We start from the raw sequence: 20,588 nt of genomic DNA on the forward strand, positions 1-20,588 counted from the left end.
CGAGCGCCCGTAGCGGTGCTGACGCGCGCGCCCGCAAGGGCTACCCCGGATTTCTACCCGCGGCCGGCGCCCAGACTGGATGCGCGCGAGCGTCCGGGGTCAGGTGAGGGCGCGGGCGATGATGTCGGTGGTGTTCACGCCGGTTGGGAGGGTGCCGAAGGCGATGCCCCAGTCGTCGCCGAGGCGGGTGGCGCAGAAGGCGTCGGCGACTGCGGGGTGGCCGTGGCGAACCAGTTGCGTGCCCTGTAGGACCAGGGCCATGAGTTCGACGACGCGGCGGGCGCGGTATTCGATTTCGTCGAGGTCGGACAGTTCCTTGCCGAGCCGGGCGATGGCATCGTCGAGACGCGGGTCGGCACCGGACGCTAGCGAGACTTCGTTGAAGAAGGCCTCGACGGTTTCGGGCTGACGGCCCATGGCACGCAAGGCATCCAGCGCCGCCACATTGCCGGAGCCTTCCCAGATGGACATGAGAGGGGCCTCGCGGTACAGCCGGGGCATACCGGATTCCTCGGCATAACCATTGCCGCCGAAGCATTCCAGGGCCTCGGCCGCATGCGCGGGAGCACGCTTGCAGACCCAATACTTGGTGACCGCCAAGGCGATTCGGCGCAGGGCGGCTTCGGCGGGGTCGGTGCTCGCGCGGTCGGTCGCACCGGCCAGGCGCATCATGACCGTGGTGGCGGCATCGGATTCGATCACCAGGTCGGCCAGCACATTGCGCATCGCGGGTTGGTCGATCAGCTTGGCCCCGAACACTTCTCTATGCCGCGCGTGGTGGGCTGCGTAGACCGCGCCCACGCGCATGCCGGTGGCGGACCCGATGACGCAGTCCAGGCGGGTCATATTGACCATTTCGATGATGGTCTTGACGCCGGCCCCTTCCACGCCGACCAGCCAGCCGGTGGCGTTGTCATATTCGATCTCGGAGGACGCGTTCGACTTGTTGCCGAGCTTGTCCTTGAGGCGTTGGATCCGAATGGGATTGCGGGTGTCGTCCGGGAGGACGCGCGGCAGCAGGAAGCAGGACAGACCGCCGGGCGCCTGGGCCAGGGTGAGGAACATATCCGACATGGGCGCCGAGGTGAACCACTTGTGGCCGACGATGCGGTAGCTGCCGTCGGGCTGCGGTGTAGCGGTGGTGGTGTTGGCGCGGACGTCGGAGCCGCCCTGCTTCTCGGTCATCGACATGCCCGCGATGAGACCGGCCTTGGTCGACGGTTCGCGCAGGCCGAAATCGTAAGTGCGGGAACCGAGTAGCGGTTCGTACTTGGCCGCGAGTTCCGGATTGTGGCGCAACGCGGGCACGACGGCGTAGGTCATCGAGATCGGACACATATGCCCGGCGTCGGCGACACCCCAGGTGTAGAACTTGGCCGCGCGGGCGGTATGGGTGCCGGGCCGGTCATCGAGCCAGGGCGAGCCGTGGAGTCCGTGCGCGACAGCGACTTTCATCAGCTCGTGCCAGTACGGATGGAATTCGACCTCGTCGATGCGGTTGCCGTAGCGGTCGTGCGTGTGCAGGACGGGCGGGTATTCGTTGGCGAGGCGGCCCCACTCCTGCGCTTCGAATCCGCCTGCGAGCCTGCCGAGTTCGCGCACTTCGGGTTCAGCCCAGCCCGCGCCCTCGCGGTGCAGTCCCTCGAGCAGGGCCGGGTTCTGAGCGACGTCGAAGGGCAGAATGTCGGGAACCTGGTTGAAGACTTCATGCGTCGGCATCGGGCACTCCTGAGTCGGATTCATCGCGCACACCGAGTGCGCGTAACGCGAAACTGATGAGTTCGGGCACAACGGATTCGCTGTGCGGGGCATCGGCCAACGGGCCGACCAGGACCTCGCCGATCGCGCCGACGAGCGCGGCCGCGCTGGTCTTGGCATCCTGCGCGGGCAGTTCACCACGCGAAACACCTTCCGCGACAGCGGATTCGAAAGCTTCGGCAAAGGCCCGGCGGAAGCGCAGACGCTCGGCATCGACCACGGTATCGACGGGTTCGACGAGCAGGACGTAGGCGAGTTTCGGATTCTTCAGCGCCCGGCCCGCGAAGGTTTCCACCGCCGCGGTCACCCGCTCGACGGCCGTCCCCGAGGCGCTTGCGGTAACCACTGCGGCCACTTCGTGCGCGACCACCTTCCGGAATACCGCGCTCACCAGGTCGGCCTTGCCGCTGAAGTTCTTGTAGACCGTTCCGGTGGCCACGCCCGCCTCGGTGGCGACGGCCGCCATGGACAGTCCGGCATAACCCGCGCGGGACAGCACCTTGGTCGCCGCCTGCACGATCAGGCCCGCCTGGGCATCGAGGCGGGCCTGCACAGCAGGGGTTCTGCGGTAGGCCATACAAGAAGTGAACCACAAATTCATTTCTTCACACAAGGGTACTTCCGACGGCGTATGGTCGTCCCCGTGACTGTGCGAATCGAACGCAACGGGCCCGTGACCACCGTGATCCTGCACCGCCCAGAGGCACGCAATGCCGTCGACGGGCCGACCGCCGCGGCCCTGGTCGACGCATTCCGCGAATTCGATGCCGACCCGGATGCGGCGGTCGCCGTGCTGTGGGGCGACGGCGGCACCTTCTGCGCGGGCGCGGACCTGAAGGCGCTGGGCACCGAGCGCTCCAATCGGGTCACCGAAGACGGTGACGGTCCGATGGGACCGACCCGAATGCGGCTGTCCAAACCCGTGATCGCCGCGATTTCCGGATACGCGGTCGCGGGCGGACTGGAGTTGGCGCTGTGGTGCGATATGCGAGTTGCCGAGCAGGACAGCACCTTCGGCGTGTTCTGTCGCCGCTGGGGGGTGCCGCTCATCGATGGCGGCACGATTCGGTTGCCGCGCATTGTCGGCACCGGGCGCGCGATGGATATGGTGCTCACCGGTCGCGCCGTCGCCGCCACCGAGGCGCTGCAGATCGGGCTGGTCAATCGAGTGGTGCCGAACGGCGAATCCCGCAACGCCGCTGAACAACTCGCCGCCGAACTGGCCGCACTGCCGCAGACCTGTCTGCGCTCGGACCGCATGTCGCTGCTTGAGCAGGACGGTATGGACGAAGAGGCTGCGCTGGTCAACGAGTACCGACACGGCCTGAAGTCCCTGGCCGACGGAGCCCTGGACGGCGCGCAACGGTTCGCCGCCGGTGCGGGCCGTCACGGTGCGCGCACCTGACAATGGCTGCCGCCCAGCGGTTGAGCGTCGTCGACGAGATCTTCCTGCGCACGCATCGCGGGCTCGGCACCCCGATCGCGCTTCAGGGTTTGTGGCGCACGGCCGATCGCGTCGATCCGGAGCTACTGCGGCAGGTGCACGCGGCACTGCGAGTCGGACCGTTGGGGCGCAGAGTGATTCGGCCTTCGGTTCCGGGTGCGCGTAGAAGCTGGCGGGCCAACACTCGGGCATATTCGCTCGAGTTCACCGACGGCACCATCGCCACCGAGGACCTGCTCGAGTGGGCCGACGAGCAGGGCGCGAATCTCGATCCGGAATACGGTCCGGGTTGGCGATTGTCGACCGCCGCCCTGAATGACGGCGGATCGATTGTGTCGCTGACCTGTTCACATGCGCTCGCCGACGGGAGAGCGCTGGTGCTCGCGGTCGATGCTGCGCTGGACGGCCCGAGCCTGACCACCGCGCGAGCGAATGCCTCGCTGGGCCGGGAAACCCGAGCGCCGGCATCGGATTGGTCCGATGCTCGGCGGCAGTGGTCGATCGTTGTGCGCGGCACGTTTCACGCGCTTCGTCGCGGAATCCCCGAACGTCCCGCCCAGACGGCATCTACTCGCGGACCCGGGTTATCGACCCGTGAACGCGGATCGGTGGCCGGACGCGTAGGGGTTGAGAGCGCGCCGATCCTCAGCGTCGTACTGCAATGTCGCGCTCCCGACTGGGAGGCGGCGGCTGCGGCACAGGGCGGGACGGGCAATAGCCTGTTCATCACGCTGATCGCGAAGATGTTGTGGGCCAGTGGATTTCCCGGTGAGACAATCGATGCCAGCCTTCCGGTCGACACCCGCGACGAGCCGCGCGTCGACAATGACCTCGCGATGACCGAGATCACCATCGAGCGCACCGATACTCCGGCCACCATCCGCGAGAAAGCCCGAATCGCCTACGAGCGGCACATGGCCGGCCCCGGCGGGATGCCGGAAGAACTGCTGCAGGTGATTCCGGATCGCTGGGCCTACGCCTTGTCCAAGGGGGCCGGTGAACGAGACATCCTGTGCTCCAACATCGGAACGCTCCCCGACTCCCTGCGCACCCTCGGCCCACATCGCTGCACCGGCGTGGCCGCTCGCGCCATCCACCCCGGCCTCACCACGGACCGCCTCCCCCGCACCCGACTATCCGGCTATCTCTGCCGCATCGCGGACACCTACACCCTCGCGGTCGTCAGCCTCGACCCCGTCCACATCGACGCCCCCGAAACCCTTCGCGCCTTGGCGCACGAAACCGCGTCCGCCCTCGGCCTCCCGATCAGCCTCTGGTGACCGCCGGCCCTCGGCTCGGCGCACACCGCCCTGGCCAGCAGCAACATCCGCGAGCAGCGCGGCAAGCCGCTGCCACCGATGCTGATGCGCCTGGGCATCGCTCGGTGCGGTCGCTGCCCACGTACGCGCGCCCGGCGGCGGAGTCCCTGGTGGTCAGGCAAGCCCGCACCGTCCCCGCCGCACGACTACGCCACCGATATCGACGCAAGTCGAGCCGCTGTTGTTTCCTGCGGACGCCAGGGATTCGGGCCCGAGACCTCACCACAGCCGCGGATATTCCTTGCCACTTCCGCAAGCCGGGCTTGCTGCAAGCGGCGAGCACTTCTCACTCCACTCCGAGCCCGACCCGGCTTCCTGATGCGGCGGGCGTCGGTGGGTAGTCCTCGACGGTCATCGAGTTATAGAGGCGTGCGCTCTTGGTGGTGAGGCGGATGAAAGCGCGGCTGGGCCCCGCGGGCAGGGCGGAAATCAGGCGGCTGCCCTGGACCAGTCCCGACACGCCGAGGCGGGACGTGGGGATCAGGGTCTTCGCCGCGCTCAGCGCGACCACGTGGCTGCCGCGTACGTGCTCGGACATCGCGCGCTCGTAGGCGGGGAAGGCGCGCTCATGGTCGCCACCCGCCCGCGCCAGCTCCCCGGCGAGGACATACGCACCGACGACGGCCAGGGTGGTGCTGCCGCCGACAGCCGGACCGGGACAGTAGCCCGCGTCGCCGACGAGCGTCACCCGCCCCCGCGACCAGGTGTCCATGTGCAGTTGGGTGATCGAGTCGAAGTAGAACGCGGGGGTGCGGTCGAGCTCGTCGAGCCAGCGGTCCACGTCGGCGTGCATGCCGCCGAACGCATTGCGCAGCAAGTCCTTCTGCCGGGGCACGTCACGGTGGTGGTAGTCGAGCTCACACTCACTCCGGAACAGGAACAACGCCCGCGCTTCGCCGAGGTGCCGCGCGCCGTACATGCCGGCAGTACGGCCGACGCCGACGTGGATGCGGAGCTCGCCGTCGAGACCGAAGCCGTTGGGCAGGGTCAGCACCCCTAGGTATGCCCCGATGAAGGCGCTGAAGCGGGACTCGTCGCCGAAGACGAGGCGGCGCACGTCGGAGTGCAGTCCGTCCGCGCCGACAACGAGGTCGAAGCGGCGCGGCGCGGCGTTCTCGAACCGCACCTCGCCGTCGGGTGAGATCGCGGTGATCGAGTCGCCGAACACATACTCGACGTCCGCGCGCGCGGCGTCGTAGTAGATCTCGCTGAGGTGGTCACGCATGATCTCGGCGTGCCGGTCGGAGGTGGCGCCGAAGATCTTGGAGAGGTCCACCTGGACGGGACGCCGTGCGCCCTCCGGGTGGAGGGTCATCCGCTTCGTGCCGGTGGCCCGCTCCTCGACGCGTGCGAGCACGCCCATCTTCTCCGAGATGTCCATCGCGGGCCGGAACAGGTCGACCGCGTGGCCACCGGTCTTGCGCAGAGCCGACGCGCGCTCGACAACGGTGACGGAGAAGCCGTGCCTGGTAAGCCAGTACGCCAGCACCGGACCGGCGACGCCGGCGCCGGAGATGAGAATCCGCATGAGCAAATCTCCTTACTTAACGATAAGTAAGCCTAACACGGTGACTTACCTATCGTTAAGTAAGATAGGCTCGCGGCATGCCTCGTCCTTCCGACACCAAGCAGCGGATCCAAGAGGTCGCCCGCGAGCTCTTCGCACAGCAGGGTGTGCATCGGACCGGTCTGCAGGAGATCGCCGACCGGCTGGGCATCACCAAACCGGCGCTCTACTACCACTTCTCCTCACGCGAGGAACTGGTCCGCAGCATCGTGCAGCCGATCATCGACGAGGAAGAGGCGTTCCTGGAGAGGCAGGAGGCGCTGAGCGCGATCGAGCCCCGCGCCCTGCTGGAGGGCTACTTCGACTTCCACTACCGCCACCGCAAAGACATCGTGCTCATGCTCGCCGAGCTGACCACGCTCGCCGACCTGGGCCTGATCGACCTGGTGCTGGCCTGGCGTGGGCGGCTGGTGAAGCTGTTGTGCGGCCCCGAACCCACACTCGAGCAGGCCACCCGGGCGGTGATCGCCTTCGGCGGCCTCCAGGACTGCACGATCCAGTTCGCCGACGTGCCGAAGGACGAGCTCCGCCGGGCGGCCGTGGACGGCGCCTGCGCCACCCTTGGCATCGAGCCGCGGCCCGAAGCCTGACACCGTCGACGGACGCCACCCACACGACAGCCGCCCCAAACGGCCGGGCGTGAGTCGGCGTCGAGGGTGATCCACGTCACTGGAGAATGCTGTCAGGAATTCGGGGGCTGTCTCGTTCAGGAAGCACGCGAACCAGACAGGAGCGAACCATGAAGCACCGCATCGTCGTCCTCGGGGCCGGATACGCCGGAGCCTTCTCCGCCGGATACCTGGCGCGCCAACTCCACTGTGACGACTTCGAGATCACCGTCGTCAACGCCGAACCCGATTTCATCGAGCGACTGCGCCTGCATCAGCTCGCCGCCGGGCAGGATCTGCGCCATCGGCCGCTGGCGGAGGTGTTCGCGGGCACCGGCATCCGGTTACGACTGGCGCGGGTAACCAACGTCGACGCCGCGCATCGGAGGGTCACAGTCGCCGACGACGAGGGCATCGACCACCTCGCATACGACACCCTCCTCTACGCGCTCGGCAGCACCGCCGCCGACCACGGCGTTCCGGGCGTCGACGAGCACGCCTTCCACGTGGCCGCGCGGCCGTCCGCGCTGCGCCTGCGCGCACGCCTGGACCAACTGGGCGAGGACGGGAAGGTCCTGGTAGTCGGGGGTAATCTGACCGCGATCGAAGCCGCCACCGAGATCGCCGAATCTCGTCCAGGACTTCGAGTCGACCTCGCCACCAGCGACGAACTGGGCGGCTGGCTGGGCACGAAGGCCCGCCGTCACCTGCTGCGCACCTTCGACCGGTTCGGTATCACAGTCCACGAGCACACCACCGTCAAGCGCGTCGAGGAGGCGGCGGTGGTCGCCGCCGACGGCACCACTTTCGCCTCCGACGCGACCGTGTGGGCCGCCGGCTTCGCCGTCCACCCGATCGCCGCCGTCAGCGGCCTCGCGGTGGAACCCAACGGCCAGATCACCGTCGACCGTCAGATGCGGTCGGTCTCGCACCCCGATGTCTACGTTGCAGGCGACAGCGCCTTCGTCATCGGCGAGAACGGTCGGCCGTTGCCGATGTCCTGCGCTTCCGCGGGATTCACCAGCATGCAGGCCACGGCCGCGATCATCGGGGACCGGACCGGGCGCAAAATCAAGGCGACCTCGCTGGCGTACGTCGGCAACCACATCAGCCTCGGCCGCAAGGACGCGATCTTCCAGCTGGTCGACGGTGACGCGCGATCGAAGTCGTGGGCCCTGTGTGGCCGGACGGCCGCGCGCGTCAAGAAGGCAATCCTCGACACTTCCGCTTGGAGCCTGAGCCACCCGACCTTCGGAATGCCGAGTCACAAGTATCGCCTGGCCATCACCGGAGCGCACTCGCTCGACGTGGTCGCCGCATAGAGTCGCGCTCATGGACACTGCCACCGTGGCGCGTTTCGAGGCCAGCCGGAATCGGCTGGCCTCGCTCGCCTACCGGCTGCTCGGCTCGGCCGCCGACGCCGAGGACACGGTGCAGGACGCGTTCCTGCGGTGGCACGCCGCCGACCGGGAGTACGTCGAGGTGCCCGAGGCATGGCTGACCAAGATCGTCACCAACCTGGCGCTCGACCGGCTCCGTTCGGCGAAGGTGCGGCGGGAACGCGCGGTCGGCGCCTGGATGCCCGAACCGCTCCTCGACGGCGACCCGATGCTGGGCCCGGCCGACACCGTCGAGCAGCGCGAATCGGTGACCCTGGCGGTACTGACCCTCATGGAGCGTCTGTCGCCGGTCGAACGGGCCGTTTATGTGCTGCACGAGGCCTTTGCGTACAGCCACGCCGAGATAGCCGAGATTCTCGACATCACCGAGTCCGGGAGTCAGCAACACATCCACCGAGCGCGGCGTCGAATCGCCGCCGCCGGCAACGGCACCGACATCGACCGTGCCGCCGCGCGTCGAATCGTCGAGGCGTTCGTCGATGCCGCCTCCTCGGGCCGGACCGAACGGCTGGTGGCGCTGCTGACCGACGACGCGACCGGCATCTCCGACGGCGCCGGGCTGGGGCTCGCCGAGAAGCTGATCCGGTACTCGACCCCGGAGCGGATCGCGAGCGCGGTGCGGGTCGGCTTCAAACCGTCTCCGGCCAAGCGGAGACTCGCCGGTGGCTCGCCCTCGATCCATGCTGTCGTGGTCAACGGTTGCCCAGCCATGCTCGCCACGCTCGACGAGCGGGTCCTGGGAGTCGTGATCCTGGAGATCCGAGACGACAAGATCGCAGGCGTGCGCGGCATCGCCTCCCCGGACCGGCTCGGTCGCATCACCGAGCAATGGCAGCGGCAGGAGCACGACATCCCGCTGATCGAATCGTGGTAACCGACTGTCCGACACTCGATCTCACGTTCGGCCGTCAATTCCGGTTCGCGCCGGCTTCACCGAACCAGGCCAGGTCGGGTCAACGGGCGGGGACGATATCGGTTCGATCGAGTACGTCCTGTGGTACCTCGATGCCCGGCTCCAGATCGTCCGAGGAGATCGGGGCGTCCCAAACCTGGCGGAGGGGCAGGACGCCTGCCCAGACGCCGCCGGTTTCGATATCGGCGGCGTCGTCCTTGGGGCCGCCGGTTCGGACCTTCACCGATGCCTCGGTCAGGTCGAGGGCCAGGACCATGGTGGCGGCCATTTCCTTTTTGTTCGGCTGCCGCACGCGATCCCACGCACCCGGGGCGGAGTGTTCGACGATGACCCGCAGTGCGCGCATGCGCTCATCGGGGTCGGCGAGTTCGACGGCGCGGCCGCGCACTACGGCCGAGCGAAAGTTGGCGGAGAAGTGCATGGCCGAGCGGGCGTAGACGATGCCGTCGACCAATGTGACGGCGATGGAGATATCCCCGGTCAGCGCCGCGCGCAGGTTTCCGGCTCCGGTCGAGCCGTGCAGGTACAGCGTGTCGCCGTCGCGGCCATAGACGGTCGGTAGCACCACGGGACTGCCGCCGAGCAGCACGCCGAGGTGACAGACCAGGCCCGCGTCGAGAACCGCATCCAATTCGGCCCGGTCGGTCCGGCCGCGCTCCTTGGAACGTGTCAGGGTGGTACGTGGGGTAGGCGAAAGCGGCGGCCGAGAGTTCGTCATACCTCTAGCGTGGATCTGGAAGTGGCATTCTGAAATAGCCAATTCATGGAAATTCGAACAGTCCAATTCGGGAGGTGCGCGATGCTGGAGGAACTTCCGCTCGTCCTCGACCGCGAGGCTGAGCAGCCATTATCGGTTCAGGTCGCGGAAGGGCTGCGCGCCGCGGCGAGCAACGGACTCCTGCGCGCGGACGATCGACTCCCCTCGTCGCGAGCGCTGGCCCAGCGTCTCGGTGTGAGCCGCACGGTGGTCGCCGCGGCCTACGACCAACTGCATGCCGAGGGCTGGATAGCAGGCCGCCGCGGCTCGGGCACGTACCTGACGACTGCGCCAGTCGAAGCGCCCGCCCGAGCGAGTGCCCGCAGCACCGCCGAGCACCCGCAGGACCTGCTCGATCTCGGGCCAGGTGCGCCCTGCATCGAGGCCCTCGACCAGGCAGCCTGGCGACGTGCCTGGCGCGCGGCCGCCGACGACTCCCCCATCATCCGCAAGAATCGCGGCGGCGAACCGGAATACCGCGCGGCGGTCGCCGAACACCTGCTGCGCCACCGCGGCCTCGGTGCGGGCAGCAAGTCCGTAGTGCTCGCGACAGCCGGAACCAGTTCGGCGGTAGGCGAACTCGCGGCCGCCCTCCTGCGGCCCGGCGATGCCATCGCCATGGAAGATCCGGGCTATCAGCGTGCCGCGGGCGCATTCGTCGCGGCCGGTGTCCGGGTACTGCCGGTGCCGATCGATGCCGACGGCCTGCGCGTCGACCGGCTGCCCAACGGCATCAAGGCCGTGTATTGCACTCCGGCACATCAATTCCCACTCGGCACGCGCATGCAAGCGGCGCGGCGCGTCCAGCTCGTCGAATTCGCCAGGCGCGCCGGCCTACTCGTCATCGAGGATGACTACGACGGCGAATTACGCTACGACACTGCTCCTTTGCCACTGCTGGCCGCGATGGCTCCGGACGTCGTCGTCCACCTCGGCACCACCAGCAAGATCCTCTCCCCGACCTTGGGGATCGGCTGGCTCGTCGCCGCCTCGGATATCACCGATGCCGTTGTCGCGCACCGTGAACGAACCGGTACCGGCCCGAGCTCCGCCGGCCAGCGAGTGCTCGCCGCATTCGCCGAGCACGGCGATCTAGCCAGACACCTGCGCCGGCTGCGCCGCGCGGTGCCCCCACGCCGCGCCCTGGTCGTGGACGAGCTTCGCCGCCGCGGACTCGAAGTACTCGGCGACGATGCCGGTTCACACGTGGTGGTGCCCCTGGATTCGGCCGAAGCCGAGCAGCGTGCCGTGGCAGTGGGCCGAACGCGTGGTTTGGCGCTGGACGGACTGTCCCGCCATCACCTTGTGGCACAACAACATCCACTCGCAGCGGCAGTTGGTCCGCACACCTTCGGCATCGCGCTCGGCTACACCGCACTGAGCTGGACCGAGCTGCGTACCGCGATTCCGGTTGCCGGAGAATGCCTTACACAGCCATAGCGGCTTGTCACAAAAGTTGCATCGCTGGCCATCCGGTCAGAGGACCTGCTGCCCCCGCAGCGATTCGCGCGCCTGTTACTCCCCGCGAATTCGTGGGTGGCGTACGAAAGGTGCGCGGCGCCGAGACCATCGCCTTACACAGCCATAGCGCCTTGTCCCAAACATTGCATCGCCGGCCATCCCGTCAGGGGACCTGCTGCACCCGCAGCGATTCGCTTGCCTGTTACCCCACGAGGTGCGCGGCGCCGAGACCATCGCCGCCGGCGACGGCGCGGTGCTGGTGACCGTGGTCGGGGCCGTAGCTCCAAGAATCCGACCGGCCCGGCGCTCAGTTCACCCCGTTGGAATGGGACGCCTTCACCGCAGGCGTTCCGACGGCGAGTTCGACCGCGCGTAGTCCCCGCGAGAACCAGAGCATCAGGCCCGGGCCGAACCATTCGGATCGGACCTTTTCGTGCCGATGGAACCAGCCGCTCCGGAGCCGATCAGGCCCGGGCCGATTCCCGAAGGACCGTAACCGAGCCGACGCGGTCGTAGCATGGTCCCCATGACCGAACAGGACATCCTGGCGCGTATCAAGAATCTGGTCGATCGCGAGCACGATTTGCGGTCCAAGGCGACGGCCGGTGCGGTCGATCCGGTAACCGAGCGGCAGCAGCTCGCCGCACTCGAGGTAATGCTCGATCAGGCCTGGGATCTGCTGCGGCAGCGCCGGGCGCGCATCGATGCCGGGGCCACGCCCGAGGAGGCCCAGGAGAACCCGGCCCGTCAGGTCGAGGGTTACCTGCAGTGACCTCCGGTTCCGCCGCCGAATACGACGTCATCGTGATCGGTGGTGGGCCGGCGGGCGAGAACGCCGCCGCCTACGCCATCGCGAAAAGCGAGCGCACCGCCGTGATCGTGGAACGGGAACTGGTCGGCGGTGAATGTTCGTATTGGGCATGTATGCCGAGCAAGGCGCTGCTGCGACCGGCCCACGTGCTGTCCGGCGCCGAGGCGATGGCCGGAATCACCGCGAGCGGGCTCGATGTCGACGCGGTCTTGAAGCGGCGCGATGCCTTCACGCACAAGCACGACGACAGCTCGCAGGTCGACTGGGCCAACGACAATCGCATCGAGGTGGTCCGCGGGACGGGACGGCTCGCGGGCGAGCGACTGGTCGAGGTCGGCGGCCGACACCTGCGGGCGCGGCACGCGGTGGTGCTGGCCACCGGCACCAAGGCCGCGGTTCCCGATGTGCCCGGATTGCGCGATGCGCTGCCGTGGATTTCCCGGGACGTGACCAATCTGCACGAGGTTCCGCGCCGAGTGGTGATCATCGGCGGCGGTGTGGTCGCGTGTGAGGCGGCAACCTGGCTTGCCGCGCTGGGCGCGAGTGAGATCACCATGCTGGTCCGTGGCAATGCGCTGCTGGGCAATGCCGAACCGTTCGCGGGAGAACGCGTGGCCGCGGCGCTGTCCGATGCCGGTGTTCGGGTTCGATTCGGCACACAACCCACTCGGGTAGTGCGCGCCGATGCGAAGGACTCCGGCGAGGGTTGGATTCACGGCGGTGTGGTGACCGTCGAGATCGACGAGGGCGAGATCGAGGCCGACGAGATCGTGGTCGCCGCCGGGCGCGGACCGGCGACGGCGGAACTCGGGTTGGGCTCGGTCGGGCTCTCGGACGGTTATGTCGAGGTGGACGACCAGTTGACGGTGCGCGGCATCGACGGCGACTGGCTGTATGCGGTCGGCGATGTGAATCACCGTGCGGCGCTTACACATATGGGGAAGTACCACGCCAGGGTGTGCGGTGATGTCATTGCCGCGCGGGCCGAGGGGCGCGCGCTGGCGGATGCGCGATACGCGGCGACGGCCGACCACGGGCAGGTGCCGCAGGTGGTATTCACCGCGCCGGAAGTCGCGTCCGTCGGGCAGACCGAGGCGGCGGCGCGTAAAGCGGGCTATGCGGTGGAAACCGTGGAGCTCGATATCGCGGTCGCCGGATCGGCGCTGGCCCGCGACGATTACGCGGGGCGGGCGAAGATCGTCATCGATACCGCGACCGACACGCTGCTCGGGGCCACTTTTGTCGGACCGGAGGTCGGCGAGCTGATCCACGCGGCGACCGTTGCCGTAGTCGGCAAGGTGCCGCTCGCGACGCTATGGCACGCAGTGCCAGCCTATCCGACGGTGAGCGAGCTCTGGTTGCGTCTGTTGGAGGCCCGCCGCTCGTAGTTACCATCGGAAAGATGTCCGATATCACGACCGCCGACGGAGTTGTCCGCGGTTACCGCGGCCGTCGCGTCCTGCGCTGGCGCTCCCTGCCCTATGCCGCCCCTCCGGTCGGCGACCTGCGATTTCGCGCACCGCAGCCGGTGACGCCATGGACTGGTGTCCGCGAGGCCACCGCATTCGGGTTCGCCGCGATGCAGCACCGGACCGGTGCCAGGATCGGGCCGCGCCGGTATCAGCCGACCAGTGAAGACGCCCTGACACTCAATGTCGTCGCACCGATCGAACCATCGTCGACACCCCGGCCGGTGCTGGTGTTCATTCACGGCGGTGGATATCTGATCGGCACCTCGGCGCTCGGTCTGTATTCCGGTGCGCGACTGGTGGTCGGCGGCGACGTGATCGTGGTGTCGCTGAACTACCGGCTCGGCGCATTCGGCTATGTCGATTTCGGTGAATTCAGCACGCCCGAGCGGGCTTTCGACAGCAACCTCGGGCTGCGTGATCAGGTCGCGGCGCTGGAGTGGGTGCAGCGCAATATCGCGGCGTTCGGCGGAGATCCCGGCAATGTCACCATTTTCGGTGAATCCGCCGGTGCCCATGCGGTGCTCTCCCTGCTGGCCACGCCTGCGGCCAAGGGACTGTTCCATCGCGGCATTGCACAGAGCCCGCCCGCCGATTGGGGTATGAGCGCCGAGGATGGGCGCGCTTTCGCCCGCCGATGTATAGACGCGCTCGGAGCCACACCCGATGCCGCAGCCCAAGCACTGATCACCTCCGGTGCCAACGACATTCGGCGCGCGGTCGACAAGACCAGCGATAAGGTGTTGCGGGAGCGTCCCGGACTGTTCCCGATCGCGCCGGTCGTGGACGGCGAATATTTGCCGCAGTCCCCGATCGATGCGATCACCGGCGGTGCCGCACATCAGGTTCCGCTCATCATCGGCACCAATCGCGATGAGGGCACATTGTTCGCGAGGTTCGGCGATGAACTGCCGACCACCCCGGATCGCCTGCATGCCCTGCTCACCCGTGCCGGTGGTACGGAACTCGAATCCCGAGTTATCGCAGCCTATCCCGGCTATCCGGATGCGAAGGCCGCCGTTCGTGCCGGTGGAGACTACGTCTTCTGGCGGCCGTCTGTCACCGTAGCGGCGGGTCACAGTCGCTACGCACCGACCTATGCCTACCGCTACGACTTCGCCCCGCGCGCACTGCGTCTCGCGAGAATCGGCGCGACTCATGCCACGGAGCTGATCCCGGTCTTCGGTGCGGCCAATTCACCGATCGGCCGGGCCTTCACAGCGGCGGGCGGGCGGCGTGGGCTGCAGTCGGTCACCCGGCAGTTCCAGGACAATTGGCTCGCGTTCGCGCGGACCGGACGACCACTCCCCTCGTGGCCCGCCTATACCGAGGACCGGCGCACGACGCTGATCATCGATGAGATCACCCGGTTGGAAAACGATCCGGACGAGGCCAAACGTATTGCCTGGCAGGGCATCCGGGTGCCGACGTTGATCTGAACTACTTCAGTAGGCGCGACATGCGGCGGTCCGCGAGTACCTTTCCGCCGGTCTGGCAGGTCGGGCAGTACTGGAAGGAGCGCTCGGCGTAGGAGACCTCGCGGACGGTGTCGCCGCAGACCGGGCAGGGCAGGCCGGTGCGGGCGTGTACCCGCATGCCGGAACGCTTTTCGCCCTTGAGGCGGGCGGCGTCCTGGCCGACCGAGCGCTGCACGGCGTCGATGAGCACCGAGCGCATCGCCTCATAGAGCACCGAAACGGTTTCCGCCGACATGGTTTTGGTATTGGCGAAGGGCGAGATCTTGGCGGTGTGCAGGATCTCGTCGGAGTAGGCGTTGCCGATTCCGGCGAGCAGGGTCTGGTCGACGATCGCGGTCTTGATGCGTTGCGATGCGCCGTGCAGGATCTCGCCGAATTGCTCCTCGGTCACCTCGAGTGCGTCCGGGCCGAGGCGGGAGATGCCGGGCACGAGTTTCGGATCGTCGACGATGTACACCGCGAGCCGTTTCTTGGTGCCCGCCTCGGTCAGGTCGAATGCCGGCGTCATGCCCTCGGGGTTGAAGAAGTGCACCCGCAGCGCGAGCGGGCTCTTGCCGCCCGGTTTGGGCGGTGTCTGGCTCGGCTCATCGACCCATCGCAACCATCCGCCGCGCGACAGATGGGTGATCAACCAGAGCCCGTCGCACTCCATTCCGAGAAATTTGCCCCACCGGCCGGCCCCGGTGACATCGCGCCCGGACAGCGCCGTAACCGGCGGATCGAACGTCTTGACCGCACTCAAGGCCGCCACATCGACACGTCCCACCACAGCGCCGACCGCGTGCTCCCGCAGGAACTGCGCCAACGCCTCCACTTCCGGTAGCTCGGGCACGCCCCCACGCTACCCGGCCCCACCGACATCGGCGCAGTTCACGCGAGCGGGTGGATCAAGATCAGGTGGCACTGGTGGCGGGGGCTTCTCGGGCGATGCCGCCATGGATTCCACCTGATCTTGATCGCCTGGCGCTAGGCGGCGGCGGGCGCGAAGTGGGTGCGGTGGTGCTCGGCCCAGGTGCGGAAGGGCCGGGGTTGGGTTCCGGTGATGCGCTCGACGGTGGGGTGTACGACCGAGGTGAAGGTCGCGAGGGCGGTGGCGCGCAAGGCCATGATCGCGTCGGCCATTTCGTCGGGGACGCCGTGGTCGATGATCGACTGGCGGGCGGCGGCGGGCTCCACTTCGACGTAGCGCAACGGGCGGCCGAGTACGTCGGCGAGGATTTCGGTCTGCTCGCCGGGGGACAGCGGCTGTGGGCCGCTCAGCGTATAGACCTCGCCCTCGTGGCCGTCGGTGGTGAGTGCCGCAGCGGCCACGGCGGCGATGTCGTGCGGGTCGACGACGGCGATGCGGCCCTGGCCGAAGGGCGCGTAGACCGCGCCGTGATCGCGAATCGAACCGGCCCAGTGCAGCGCGTTGGCCATGAATCCCAAGGGGCGCACCATCGTCCATGGGACTCCGCTGTCGCGGACCGCCTGTTCTCCGGCGCGGTGCCAGGTGGGAATCGGATCGGTCGCGGTGTCGTCACCGGTCCGGCCGGATGACAACTTGACGATGTGCCGAACGCCCGCACCGGCCGCCGCCCGCGCGAGATTCGCGTCGTGAGTGGGGATTTCGGGGCCGCTGGACAACAGGAAAACCCGATCGACATCGCGCATCGCGTCGGTGAGGCTGTCCGGCTCGCCCAGGTCCGCGCGTACCACTTCGATGCCGTCGGGCAGTGCGGTGAGTTCGGGCTGGCGCGTCACCGCTCGCATCGGAACATCCTGCGCCAGCAACTGGCCGACCAACTCGCGGCCTACGGTCCCGGTCGCTCCGGTCACCAGAATCATCAACTTCTCCTTCGTCGGTCTGCCGGGCCGAGCTGCCCGAGGCAAAGTCCACCTTCGGCAGACGCCCCGAAATGCACCATCAATCGACGAAGATCAGCGGATATTTTCCATATCCAGCGCGAATGTGAAAGATATTTCCATGCTCGACGACGTAGACCGCGGCCTGATCCATGCCCTGCACATCGACGGCCGCGCACCGTTCAGCAAGATCGCGGCGGTCCTGGACGTCTCGACCCAGACCGTCACCCGCCGCTACCAACGTCTGCGCGCCACCGCCGGACTGCGCGTGGTCGGCCTCGCGGATGCGAGCCACGCCGCACACACCCAGTGGCTCGTGCGCCTCACCACAACGACGGCCAGCGGCCAGAACCTCGCGAACTCGCTGGCCCGCCGCCCCGACACGTCGTGGGTCAAACTCACCTCCGGCGGCACGGAAATCCTTCTGGTAGTCAATATTCCGCGCGGTGACGCATCCCGCTCGATACTGCTGCGGGACCTCCCCCGAGCCGCGGGCATTACCGCCGTATCCGCGCACTACGTTCTGCACACCTACCTCGGCGGACCGACCGCATGGCGCGGCCACATCACCGCACTGACCGAACAACAGCGAAAACAACTGGAGGCGAACCGATCCGGGGCCACACCCCGGCGTGGCCTGGCCGAGACCGATGCGTCGCTACTGAGCGCTCTGCAACAAGACGGCCGAGCGACCTTGTCCCAACTCGCAACAGCGACCGGCTGGTCCCAAGCCACCGTCACCCGTCGACTCGCGGAACTACAGACGGCACAGGCGATCTTCTTCGATGTCGAACTCGACGACGCTCGCTTCGGCGCCACCACCCAAGCGCTGCTGTGGATGTCAGTGGCACCGTCACAGCTCGACCGCGTCGCAACCGCGCTCGCCGAGCACGAAGAACTGGCTTTCGTCGCCGCCACCACCGGCCCGACAAACCTTGTCGCCCAGGCCATGTGCCCGGATCCCGAGGCCTTACACCACTACCTCACCCACCGTCTCGGAGCGTTCGAGGCCATTCACACCTTGGAGACCACACCCGTCCTCGTGACCGTGAAAGCCGTCTCGCATCAGGAGCCCGGACGCAGGAGGTAAACGTCCATGATCCAACCCTTTTCGGCGCGCAACCGAGTGCGCCGCTCGACGATCTCCTGCTCGACCGCACGCAGCGGACCTTCGATCAACGTCTCGTCGGGCATCCCCAGATACGCGCCCCACCAGATGCGCACGTCGTCGCCGGGTACCTCCGTGAACGAATTGTCACCGTCCAGCATCACCACGGTCGAGCCGCTCAGCCCGTCCTCGCGCAGCCGACGTCCCGTGGTGACGTGCACCGGCTCGCCGATGCGATGCAGCACCATCCGATGCCGAGCGGCCAAGGCCTGCACGCTGGTGACGCCAGGAATCACCTCGTAATCGAAGCTCTGGGCACCGCGATCCAGCACCCGCTCGATCATGCGCAGCGTGCTGTCGTAGAGCGACGGATCACCCCAGACGAGGATGCCGCCGACACCGTCGACCTGCGCGAACTCATTCTCCAGCAGCGCCGAACGGCGATCGTGCCAATCCTCGACAACGCCGTGATAGTCGGCGGGATCCCGGTCACGCGGTGGATCGGCGATCGCCACGATGCGGTACGGGTGATCGAGATGTTCGGTCAGGATCGACGTGCGCACGTCGACCAGTTCCTGTTTCTCGGCCCCCTTGCCGATCAGGAAGAACACCTCGACCTGCCGCATTGCCTTGATCGCCTGGACCGTCACCTGGTCCGGATCCCCGGCACCGATGCCGATCACGTAGAGCTTGCGCATGGCTCGAGCTTGCCAGGCACGACATGGGTAAGCTCGCCAGGCGTGGCCAACAATGCTGATACCCAGTACGAGGACCTGCTGCGACTGGTCCTGGAGTCCGGCACCTCGAAGGCGGACCGCACCGGCACCGGCACCCGCAGCGTCTTCGGCCATCAGCTGCGCTACGACCTCGCCGCGGGCTTTCCGCTGATCACCACCAAAAAGGTGCATCTGAAGTCGATCATCTACGAATTGCTGTGGTTCCTGCGCGGCGATTCGAATGTGGCCTGGCTGCACGAACACGGCGTCTCCATCTGGGACGAGTGGGCGGATCGCCACGGCGAACTCGGTCCGGTCTACGGCGTGCAGTGGCGATCATGGCCCACCCCCAACGGCACCCATATCGACCAGATCGCCGAAGTACTGCACACCCTGCGCACCAATCCGGATTCCCGGCGCATCATCGTCTCGGCCTGGAATGTGGCCGACCTCGACAAGATGGCATTGGCGCCGTGCCACGCGTTCTTCCAGTTCTACGTGGCCGACGGCAAGCTGTCCTGCCAGCTCTACCAGCGCAGCGCTGACCTGTTCCTCGGCGTGCCGTTCAATATCGCCAGCTATGCCCTGCTCACGCACATGGTCGCGCAGCAGACCGAGCTGGAACCCGGTGATTTCATCTGGACCGGCGGCGACTGCCATATCTACGACAACCATGTCGAGCAGGTCACCGAGCAGCTGACCAGGCAGCCCTACCCGTTCCCCACATTGAACCTGCGGCCCGCGCCCACGCTGTTCGATTACGTCTACGAAGATGTGGAAGTGGTGGGCTACCAACACCATCCGGCGATCAAGGCGCCGGTTGCCGTATGAATGCGGCATCGCGTAGCGACTCGGTGCGGGGTGGTGGTCGGGCGACGGGAGGGCGTGACCGCACCATCGGTCTGATCTGGGCGCAGACGCCGGACGGGGTGATCGGCTTCGAGAACACCATCCCGTGGCGTGTGCCCGAGGATATGGCGAATTTCAAGGCCGTCACCATGGGCCATCCGGTCATCATGGGCCGGCGCACCTGGGATTCCCTGCCGCCCCGATTCCGCCCGCTCGACGGCCGCCGCAATATCGTGGTGACCCGGCAGCCCGACTGGTCGGGCACGGGTGCCGAACGCGCCGCATCGCTGTCCGATGCACTCGCCGCGAGCGCACCGGAGGACGTCTGGATCATGGGCGGCGGCGAAATCTACCGGGCCGCCATGGATTTCGCGACCGACCTGCTCGTCACCGAGGTGGACACCGCCGTGGATGGCGACGCCTACGCTCCCGCCATCGGCCCCGAATGGCACGCCGACGACACCGAGCCGTGGCACGAGTCGAAGACCGGCCTGCGCTTCCGGATTCGCCGCTACACCCGCAAGTAAGCCGACAGTTGGCAAACCTTCCGCACAACGCATTCGGGACCGTGCAACACGGTTCGAGCACCGATTGGCAGCGAACACGCCGCATACCGCCGTAGCGACCAAACCGGACACACGTCACCCGCCGGTCGGGCATACTCCTGGATATCAGCCCGTGTCACCAGCCCTGATCTGGCTGATTGCATCTGCGGAAGGTGGTCCATGGACAAGAAATCGCTGACTGCGGTCGCACGCCAACAGCTGAAGTTGGCCAGCACCGCCACGAGCGGGCGCAGTTCGCAAACCATCTACGGCGGTCATGCCAATGCGCTGCGGCAGACCGTAGTCGGCCTGTCGGCGGGCCAGAGCCTGGCCGAACACGACAATGCAGGCGAGTCCACGCTGCTGGTGCTCAGCGGCACACTGACCTTGATCAGCGGCACCAACGAGTGGAAGGGGTCGGCCGGAGACCTGCTGGTCGTGCCCAAGGCACGGCACAGCGTCAAGGCTGTGGACGATGTCGCATTCCTGCTGACGGTCGCCAAATAAGAGACGACGAGGCCGCACCGCGTGGCCGGTTTG

The 20,588-nt window shown here is 67.4% G+C and carries 20 protein-coding genes; 13 read left to right on the forward strand and 7 right to left on the reverse strand.

What is annotated here, in order from left to right:
• Positions 1-99: 99 nt before the first annotated feature.
• Both ACIBW7_RS42125 and ACIBW7_RS42130 read right to left on the reverse strand, forming a co-directional pair.
• Positions 100-1,719: an acyl-CoA dehydrogenase family protein gene (locus ACIBW7_RS42125; RefSeq protein ID WP_397056588.1), complete on the reverse strand. Its 1,620-nt coding sequence runs from the start codon at positions 1,717-1,719 to the stop codon at positions 100-102.
• Positions 1,706-2,335 carry a TetR/AcrR family transcriptional regulator gene (locus ACIBW7_RS42130; protein WP_397056590.1) on the reverse strand — a complete coding sequence of 210 codons (630 nt, stop codon included), beginning with the start codon at positions 2,333-2,335 and terminating at the stop codon, positions 1,706-1,708. Before ACIBW7_RS42130 ends, ACIBW7_RS42125 begins: the two co-directional genes overlap by 14 nt.
• Before the next feature lie 54 nt (positions 2,336-2,389).
• On the opposite strand from ACIBW7_RS42130, the gene ACIBW7_RS42135 reads away from it, so the two are divergent.
• Together ACIBW7_RS42135 and ACIBW7_RS42140 are read left to right on the forward strand one after the other, a co-directional pair.
• Positions 2,390-3,163, forward strand: a complete 774-nt coding sequence (locus ACIBW7_RS42135) for a crotonase/enoyl-CoA hydratase family protein (protein ID WP_397056592.1) — start codon at positions 2,390-2,392, stop codon at positions 3,161-3,163.
• Between the two features lie 2 nt (positions 3,164-3,165).
• A complete protein-coding gene (locus tag ACIBW7_RS42140) occupies positions 3,166-4,482 on the forward strand; it encodes a hypothetical protein (RefSeq protein WP_397056594.1) in 1,317 nt (438 codons plus the stop codon).
• A gap of 325 nt (positions 4,483-4,807) precedes the next feature.
• On the opposite strand, the gene ACIBW7_RS42145 is transcribed toward ACIBW7_RS42140, so the two are convergent.
• The gene (locus tag ACIBW7_RS42145) at positions 4,808-6,049 is read right to left on the reverse strand and encodes an FAD-dependent monooxygenase (RefSeq protein WP_397056596.1); all 1,242 of its coding nucleotides are present in this window, start codon (positions 6,047-6,049) and stop codon (positions 4,808-4,810) included.
• A 77-nt stretch (positions 6,050-6,126) separates the two neighbouring features.
• Here ACIBW7_RS42145 and ACIBW7_RS42150 point away from each other — a divergent pair, with 77 nt between their 5' ends.
• The 3 genes from ACIBW7_RS42150 to ACIBW7_RS42160 all read left to right on the forward strand — a co-directional run bounded on the left by ACIBW7_RS42150 (position 6,127) and on the right by ACIBW7_RS42160 (position 8,970).
• Positions 6,127-6,678 (forward strand): TetR/AcrR family transcriptional regulator, encoded by a 552-nt coding sequence (locus tag ACIBW7_RS42150; protein ID WP_397056598.1) that lies wholly within the window; start codon positions 6,127-6,129, stop codon positions 6,676-6,678.
• A 149-nt stretch (positions 6,679-6,827) separates the two neighbouring features.
• The gene (locus ACIBW7_RS42155; protein WP_397056600.1) at positions 6,828-8,018 is read left to right on the forward strand and encodes an NAD(P)/FAD-dependent oxidoreductase; all 1,191 of its coding nucleotides are present in this window, start codon (positions 6,828-6,830) and stop codon (positions 8,016-8,018) included.
• Positions 8,019-8,028: 10 nt separating this feature from the next.
• A complete protein-coding gene (locus ACIBW7_RS42160; protein ID WP_397056602.1) occupies positions 8,029-8,970 on the forward strand; it encodes a sigma-70 family RNA polymerase sigma factor in 942 nt (313 codons plus the stop codon).
• Between the two features lie 79 nt (positions 8,971-9,049).
• Here ACIBW7_RS42160 and ACIBW7_RS42165 read toward each other — a convergent pair whose 3' ends face one another.
• Complete coding sequence (locus ACIBW7_RS42165) at positions 9,050-9,727, reverse strand: pyridoxamine 5'-phosphate oxidase family protein (protein ID WP_397056604.1); 678 nt, start codon at positions 9,725-9,727, stop codon at positions 9,050-9,052.
• 81 nt (positions 9,728-9,808) lie between these two features.
• Here ACIBW7_RS42165 and ACIBW7_RS42170 point away from each other — a divergent pair, with 81 nt between their 5' ends.
• The 4 genes from ACIBW7_RS42170 to ACIBW7_RS42185 all read left to right on the forward strand — a co-directional run bounded on the left by ACIBW7_RS42170 (position 9,809) and on the right by ACIBW7_RS42185 (position 14,946).
• Entirely contained in the window at positions 9,809-11,206 is a 1,398-nt protein-coding gene (locus tag ACIBW7_RS42170; RefSeq protein WP_397056606.1) for a PLP-dependent aminotransferase family protein, read from the forward strand.
• Between the two features lie 547 nt (positions 11,207-11,753).
• Positions 11,754-11,999, forward strand: a complete 246-nt coding sequence (locus ACIBW7_RS42175) for a DUF2630 family protein (RefSeq protein WP_327093878.1) — start codon at positions 11,754-11,756, stop codon at positions 11,997-11,999.
• Positions 11,996-13,426 (forward strand): dihydrolipoyl dehydrogenase family protein, encoded by a 1,431-nt coding sequence (locus ACIBW7_RS42180; RefSeq protein ID WP_397056609.1) that lies wholly within the window; start codon positions 11,996-11,998, stop codon positions 13,424-13,426. Before ACIBW7_RS42175 ends, ACIBW7_RS42180 begins: the two co-directional genes overlap by 4 nt.
• Positions 13,427-13,440: 14 nt before the next feature.
• Positions 13,441-14,946, forward strand: a complete 1,506-nt coding sequence (locus ACIBW7_RS42185; RefSeq protein ID WP_397056611.1) for a carboxylesterase/lipase family protein — start codon at positions 13,441-13,443, stop codon at positions 14,944-14,946.
• Position 14,947: 1 nt separating this feature from the next.
• Here ACIBW7_RS42185 and ACIBW7_RS42190 read toward each other — a convergent pair whose 3' ends face one another.
• Positions 14,948-15,817: an Fpg/Nei family DNA glycosylase gene (locus ACIBW7_RS42190; protein ID WP_397056613.1), complete on the reverse strand. Its 870-nt coding sequence runs from the start codon at positions 15,815-15,817 to the stop codon at positions 14,948-14,950.
• A gap of 134 nt (positions 15,818-15,951) precedes the next feature.
• Positions 15,952-16,812: an NAD(P)H-binding protein gene (locus tag ACIBW7_RS42195; protein ID WP_397056615.1), complete on the reverse strand. Its 861-nt coding sequence runs from the start codon at positions 16,810-16,812 to the stop codon at positions 15,952-15,954.
• A gap of 139 nt (positions 16,813-16,951) precedes the next feature.
• Here ACIBW7_RS42195 and ACIBW7_RS42200 point away from each other — a divergent pair, with 139 nt between their 5' ends.
• Positions 16,952-17,920: an Lrp/AsnC family transcriptional regulator gene (locus tag ACIBW7_RS42200; RefSeq protein ID WP_397056616.1), complete on the forward strand. Its 969-nt coding sequence runs from the start codon at positions 16,952-16,954 to the stop codon at positions 17,918-17,920.
• Here ACIBW7_RS42200 and cobF read toward each other — a convergent pair.
• The gene (cobF, locus tag ACIBW7_RS42205; protein WP_397056618.1) at positions 17,896-18,636 is read right to left on the reverse strand and encodes a precorrin-6A synthase (deacetylating); all 741 of its coding nucleotides are present in this window, start codon (positions 18,634-18,636) and stop codon (positions 17,896-17,898) included. The genes ACIBW7_RS42200 and cobF overlap by 25 nt on opposite strands.
• A gap of 42 nt (positions 18,637-18,678) precedes the next feature.
• On the opposite strand from cobF, the gene ACIBW7_RS42210 reads away from it, so the two are divergent.
• The 3 genes from ACIBW7_RS42210 (at position 18,679) to ACIBW7_RS42220 (ending at position 20,555) form a co-directional block, all read left to right on the forward strand.
• On the forward strand, positions 18,679-19,485 hold the full coding sequence (locus tag ACIBW7_RS42210; RefSeq protein WP_397056619.1) for a thymidylate synthase: 807 nt from the start codon (positions 18,679-18,681) through the stop codon (positions 19,483-19,485).
• Entirely contained in the window at positions 19,482-20,030 is a 549-nt protein-coding gene (locus tag ACIBW7_RS42215) for a dihydrofolate reductase (protein ID WP_397056621.1), read from the forward strand. Before ACIBW7_RS42210 ends, ACIBW7_RS42215 begins: the two co-directional genes overlap by 4 nt.
• Positions 20,031-20,228: 198 nt before the next feature.
• Positions 20,229-20,555, forward strand: a complete 327-nt coding sequence (locus tag ACIBW7_RS42220) for a cupin domain-containing protein (RefSeq protein ID WP_040695490.1) — start codon at positions 20,229-20,231, stop codon at positions 20,553-20,555.
• Positions 20,556-20,588: the final 33 nt, after the last annotated feature.

This window comes from Nocardia sp. NPDC049526 (assembly GCF_044465765.1).
GTDB lineage: Bacteria > Actinomycetota > Actinomycetes > Mycobacteriales > Mycobacteriaceae > Nocardia.

Bases quoted from the DNA above. Each gene is read 5' to 3' on its own strand.
- ACIBW7_RS42125 (WP_397056588.1), bottom strand. From the start codon at position 1,719: ATGCCGACGCATGAAGTCTTCAACCAGGTTCCCGACATTCTGCCCTTC.
- ACIBW7_RS42130 (WP_397056590.1), bottom strand. From the start codon at position 2,335: ATGGCCTACCGCAGAACCCCTGCTGTGCAGGCCCGCCTCGATGCCCAG.
- ACIBW7_RS42135 (WP_397056592.1), top strand. From the start codon at position 2,390: ATGGTCGTCCCCGTGACTGTGCGAATCGAACGCAACGGGCCCGTGACC.
- ACIBW7_RS42140 (WP_397056594.1), top strand. From the start codon at position 3,166: ATGGCTGCCGCCCAGCGGTTGAGCGTCGTCGACGAGATCTTCCTGCGC.
- ACIBW7_RS42145 (WP_397056596.1), bottom strand. From the start codon at position 6,049: ATGCGGATTCTCATCTCCGGCGCCGGCGTCGCCGGTCCGGTGCTGGCG.
- ACIBW7_RS42150 (WP_397056598.1), top strand. From the start codon at position 6,127: ATGCCTCGTCCTTCCGACACCAAGCAGCGGATCCAAGAGGTCGCCCGC.
- ACIBW7_RS42155 (WP_397056600.1), top strand. From the start codon at position 6,828: ATGAAGCACCGCATCGTCGTCCTCGGGGCCGGATACGCCGGAGCCTTC.
- ACIBW7_RS42160 (WP_397056602.1), top strand. From the start codon at position 8,029: ATGGACACTGCCACCGTGGCGCGTTTCGAGGCCAGCCGGAATCGGCTG.
- ACIBW7_RS42165 (WP_397056604.1), bottom strand. From the start codon at position 9,727: ATGACGAACTCTCGGCCGCCGCTTTCGCCTACCCCACGTACCACCCTG.
- ACIBW7_RS42170 (WP_397056606.1), top strand. From the start codon at position 9,809: ATGCTGGAGGAACTTCCGCTCGTCCTCGACCGCGAGGCTGAGCAGCCA.
- ACIBW7_RS42175 (WP_327093878.1), top strand. From the start codon at position 11,754: ATGACCGAACAGGACATCCTGGCGCGTATCAAGAATCTGGTCGATCGC.
- ACIBW7_RS42185 (WP_397056611.1), top strand. From the start codon at position 13,441: ATGTCCGATATCACGACCGCCGACGGAGTTGTCCGCGGTTACCGCGGC.
- ACIBW7_RS42195 (WP_397056615.1), bottom strand. From the start codon at position 16,812: ATGATTCTGGTGACCGGAGCGACCGGGACCGTAGGCCGCGAGTTGGTC.
- ACIBW7_RS42200 (WP_397056616.1), top strand. From the start codon at position 16,952: ATGCTCGACGACGTAGACCGCGGCCTGATCCATGCCCTGCACATCGAC.
- cobF (WP_397056618.1), bottom strand. From the start codon at position 18,636: ATGCGCAAGCTCTACGTGATCGGCATCGGTGCCGGGGATCCGGACCAG.
- ACIBW7_RS42215 (WP_397056621.1), top strand. From the start codon at position 19,482: ATGAATGCGGCATCGCGTAGCGACTCGGTGCGGGGTGGTGGTCGGGCG.
- ACIBW7_RS42220 (WP_040695490.1), top strand. From the start codon at position 20,229: ATGGACAAGAAATCGCTGACTGCGGTCGCACGCCAACAGCTGAAGTTG.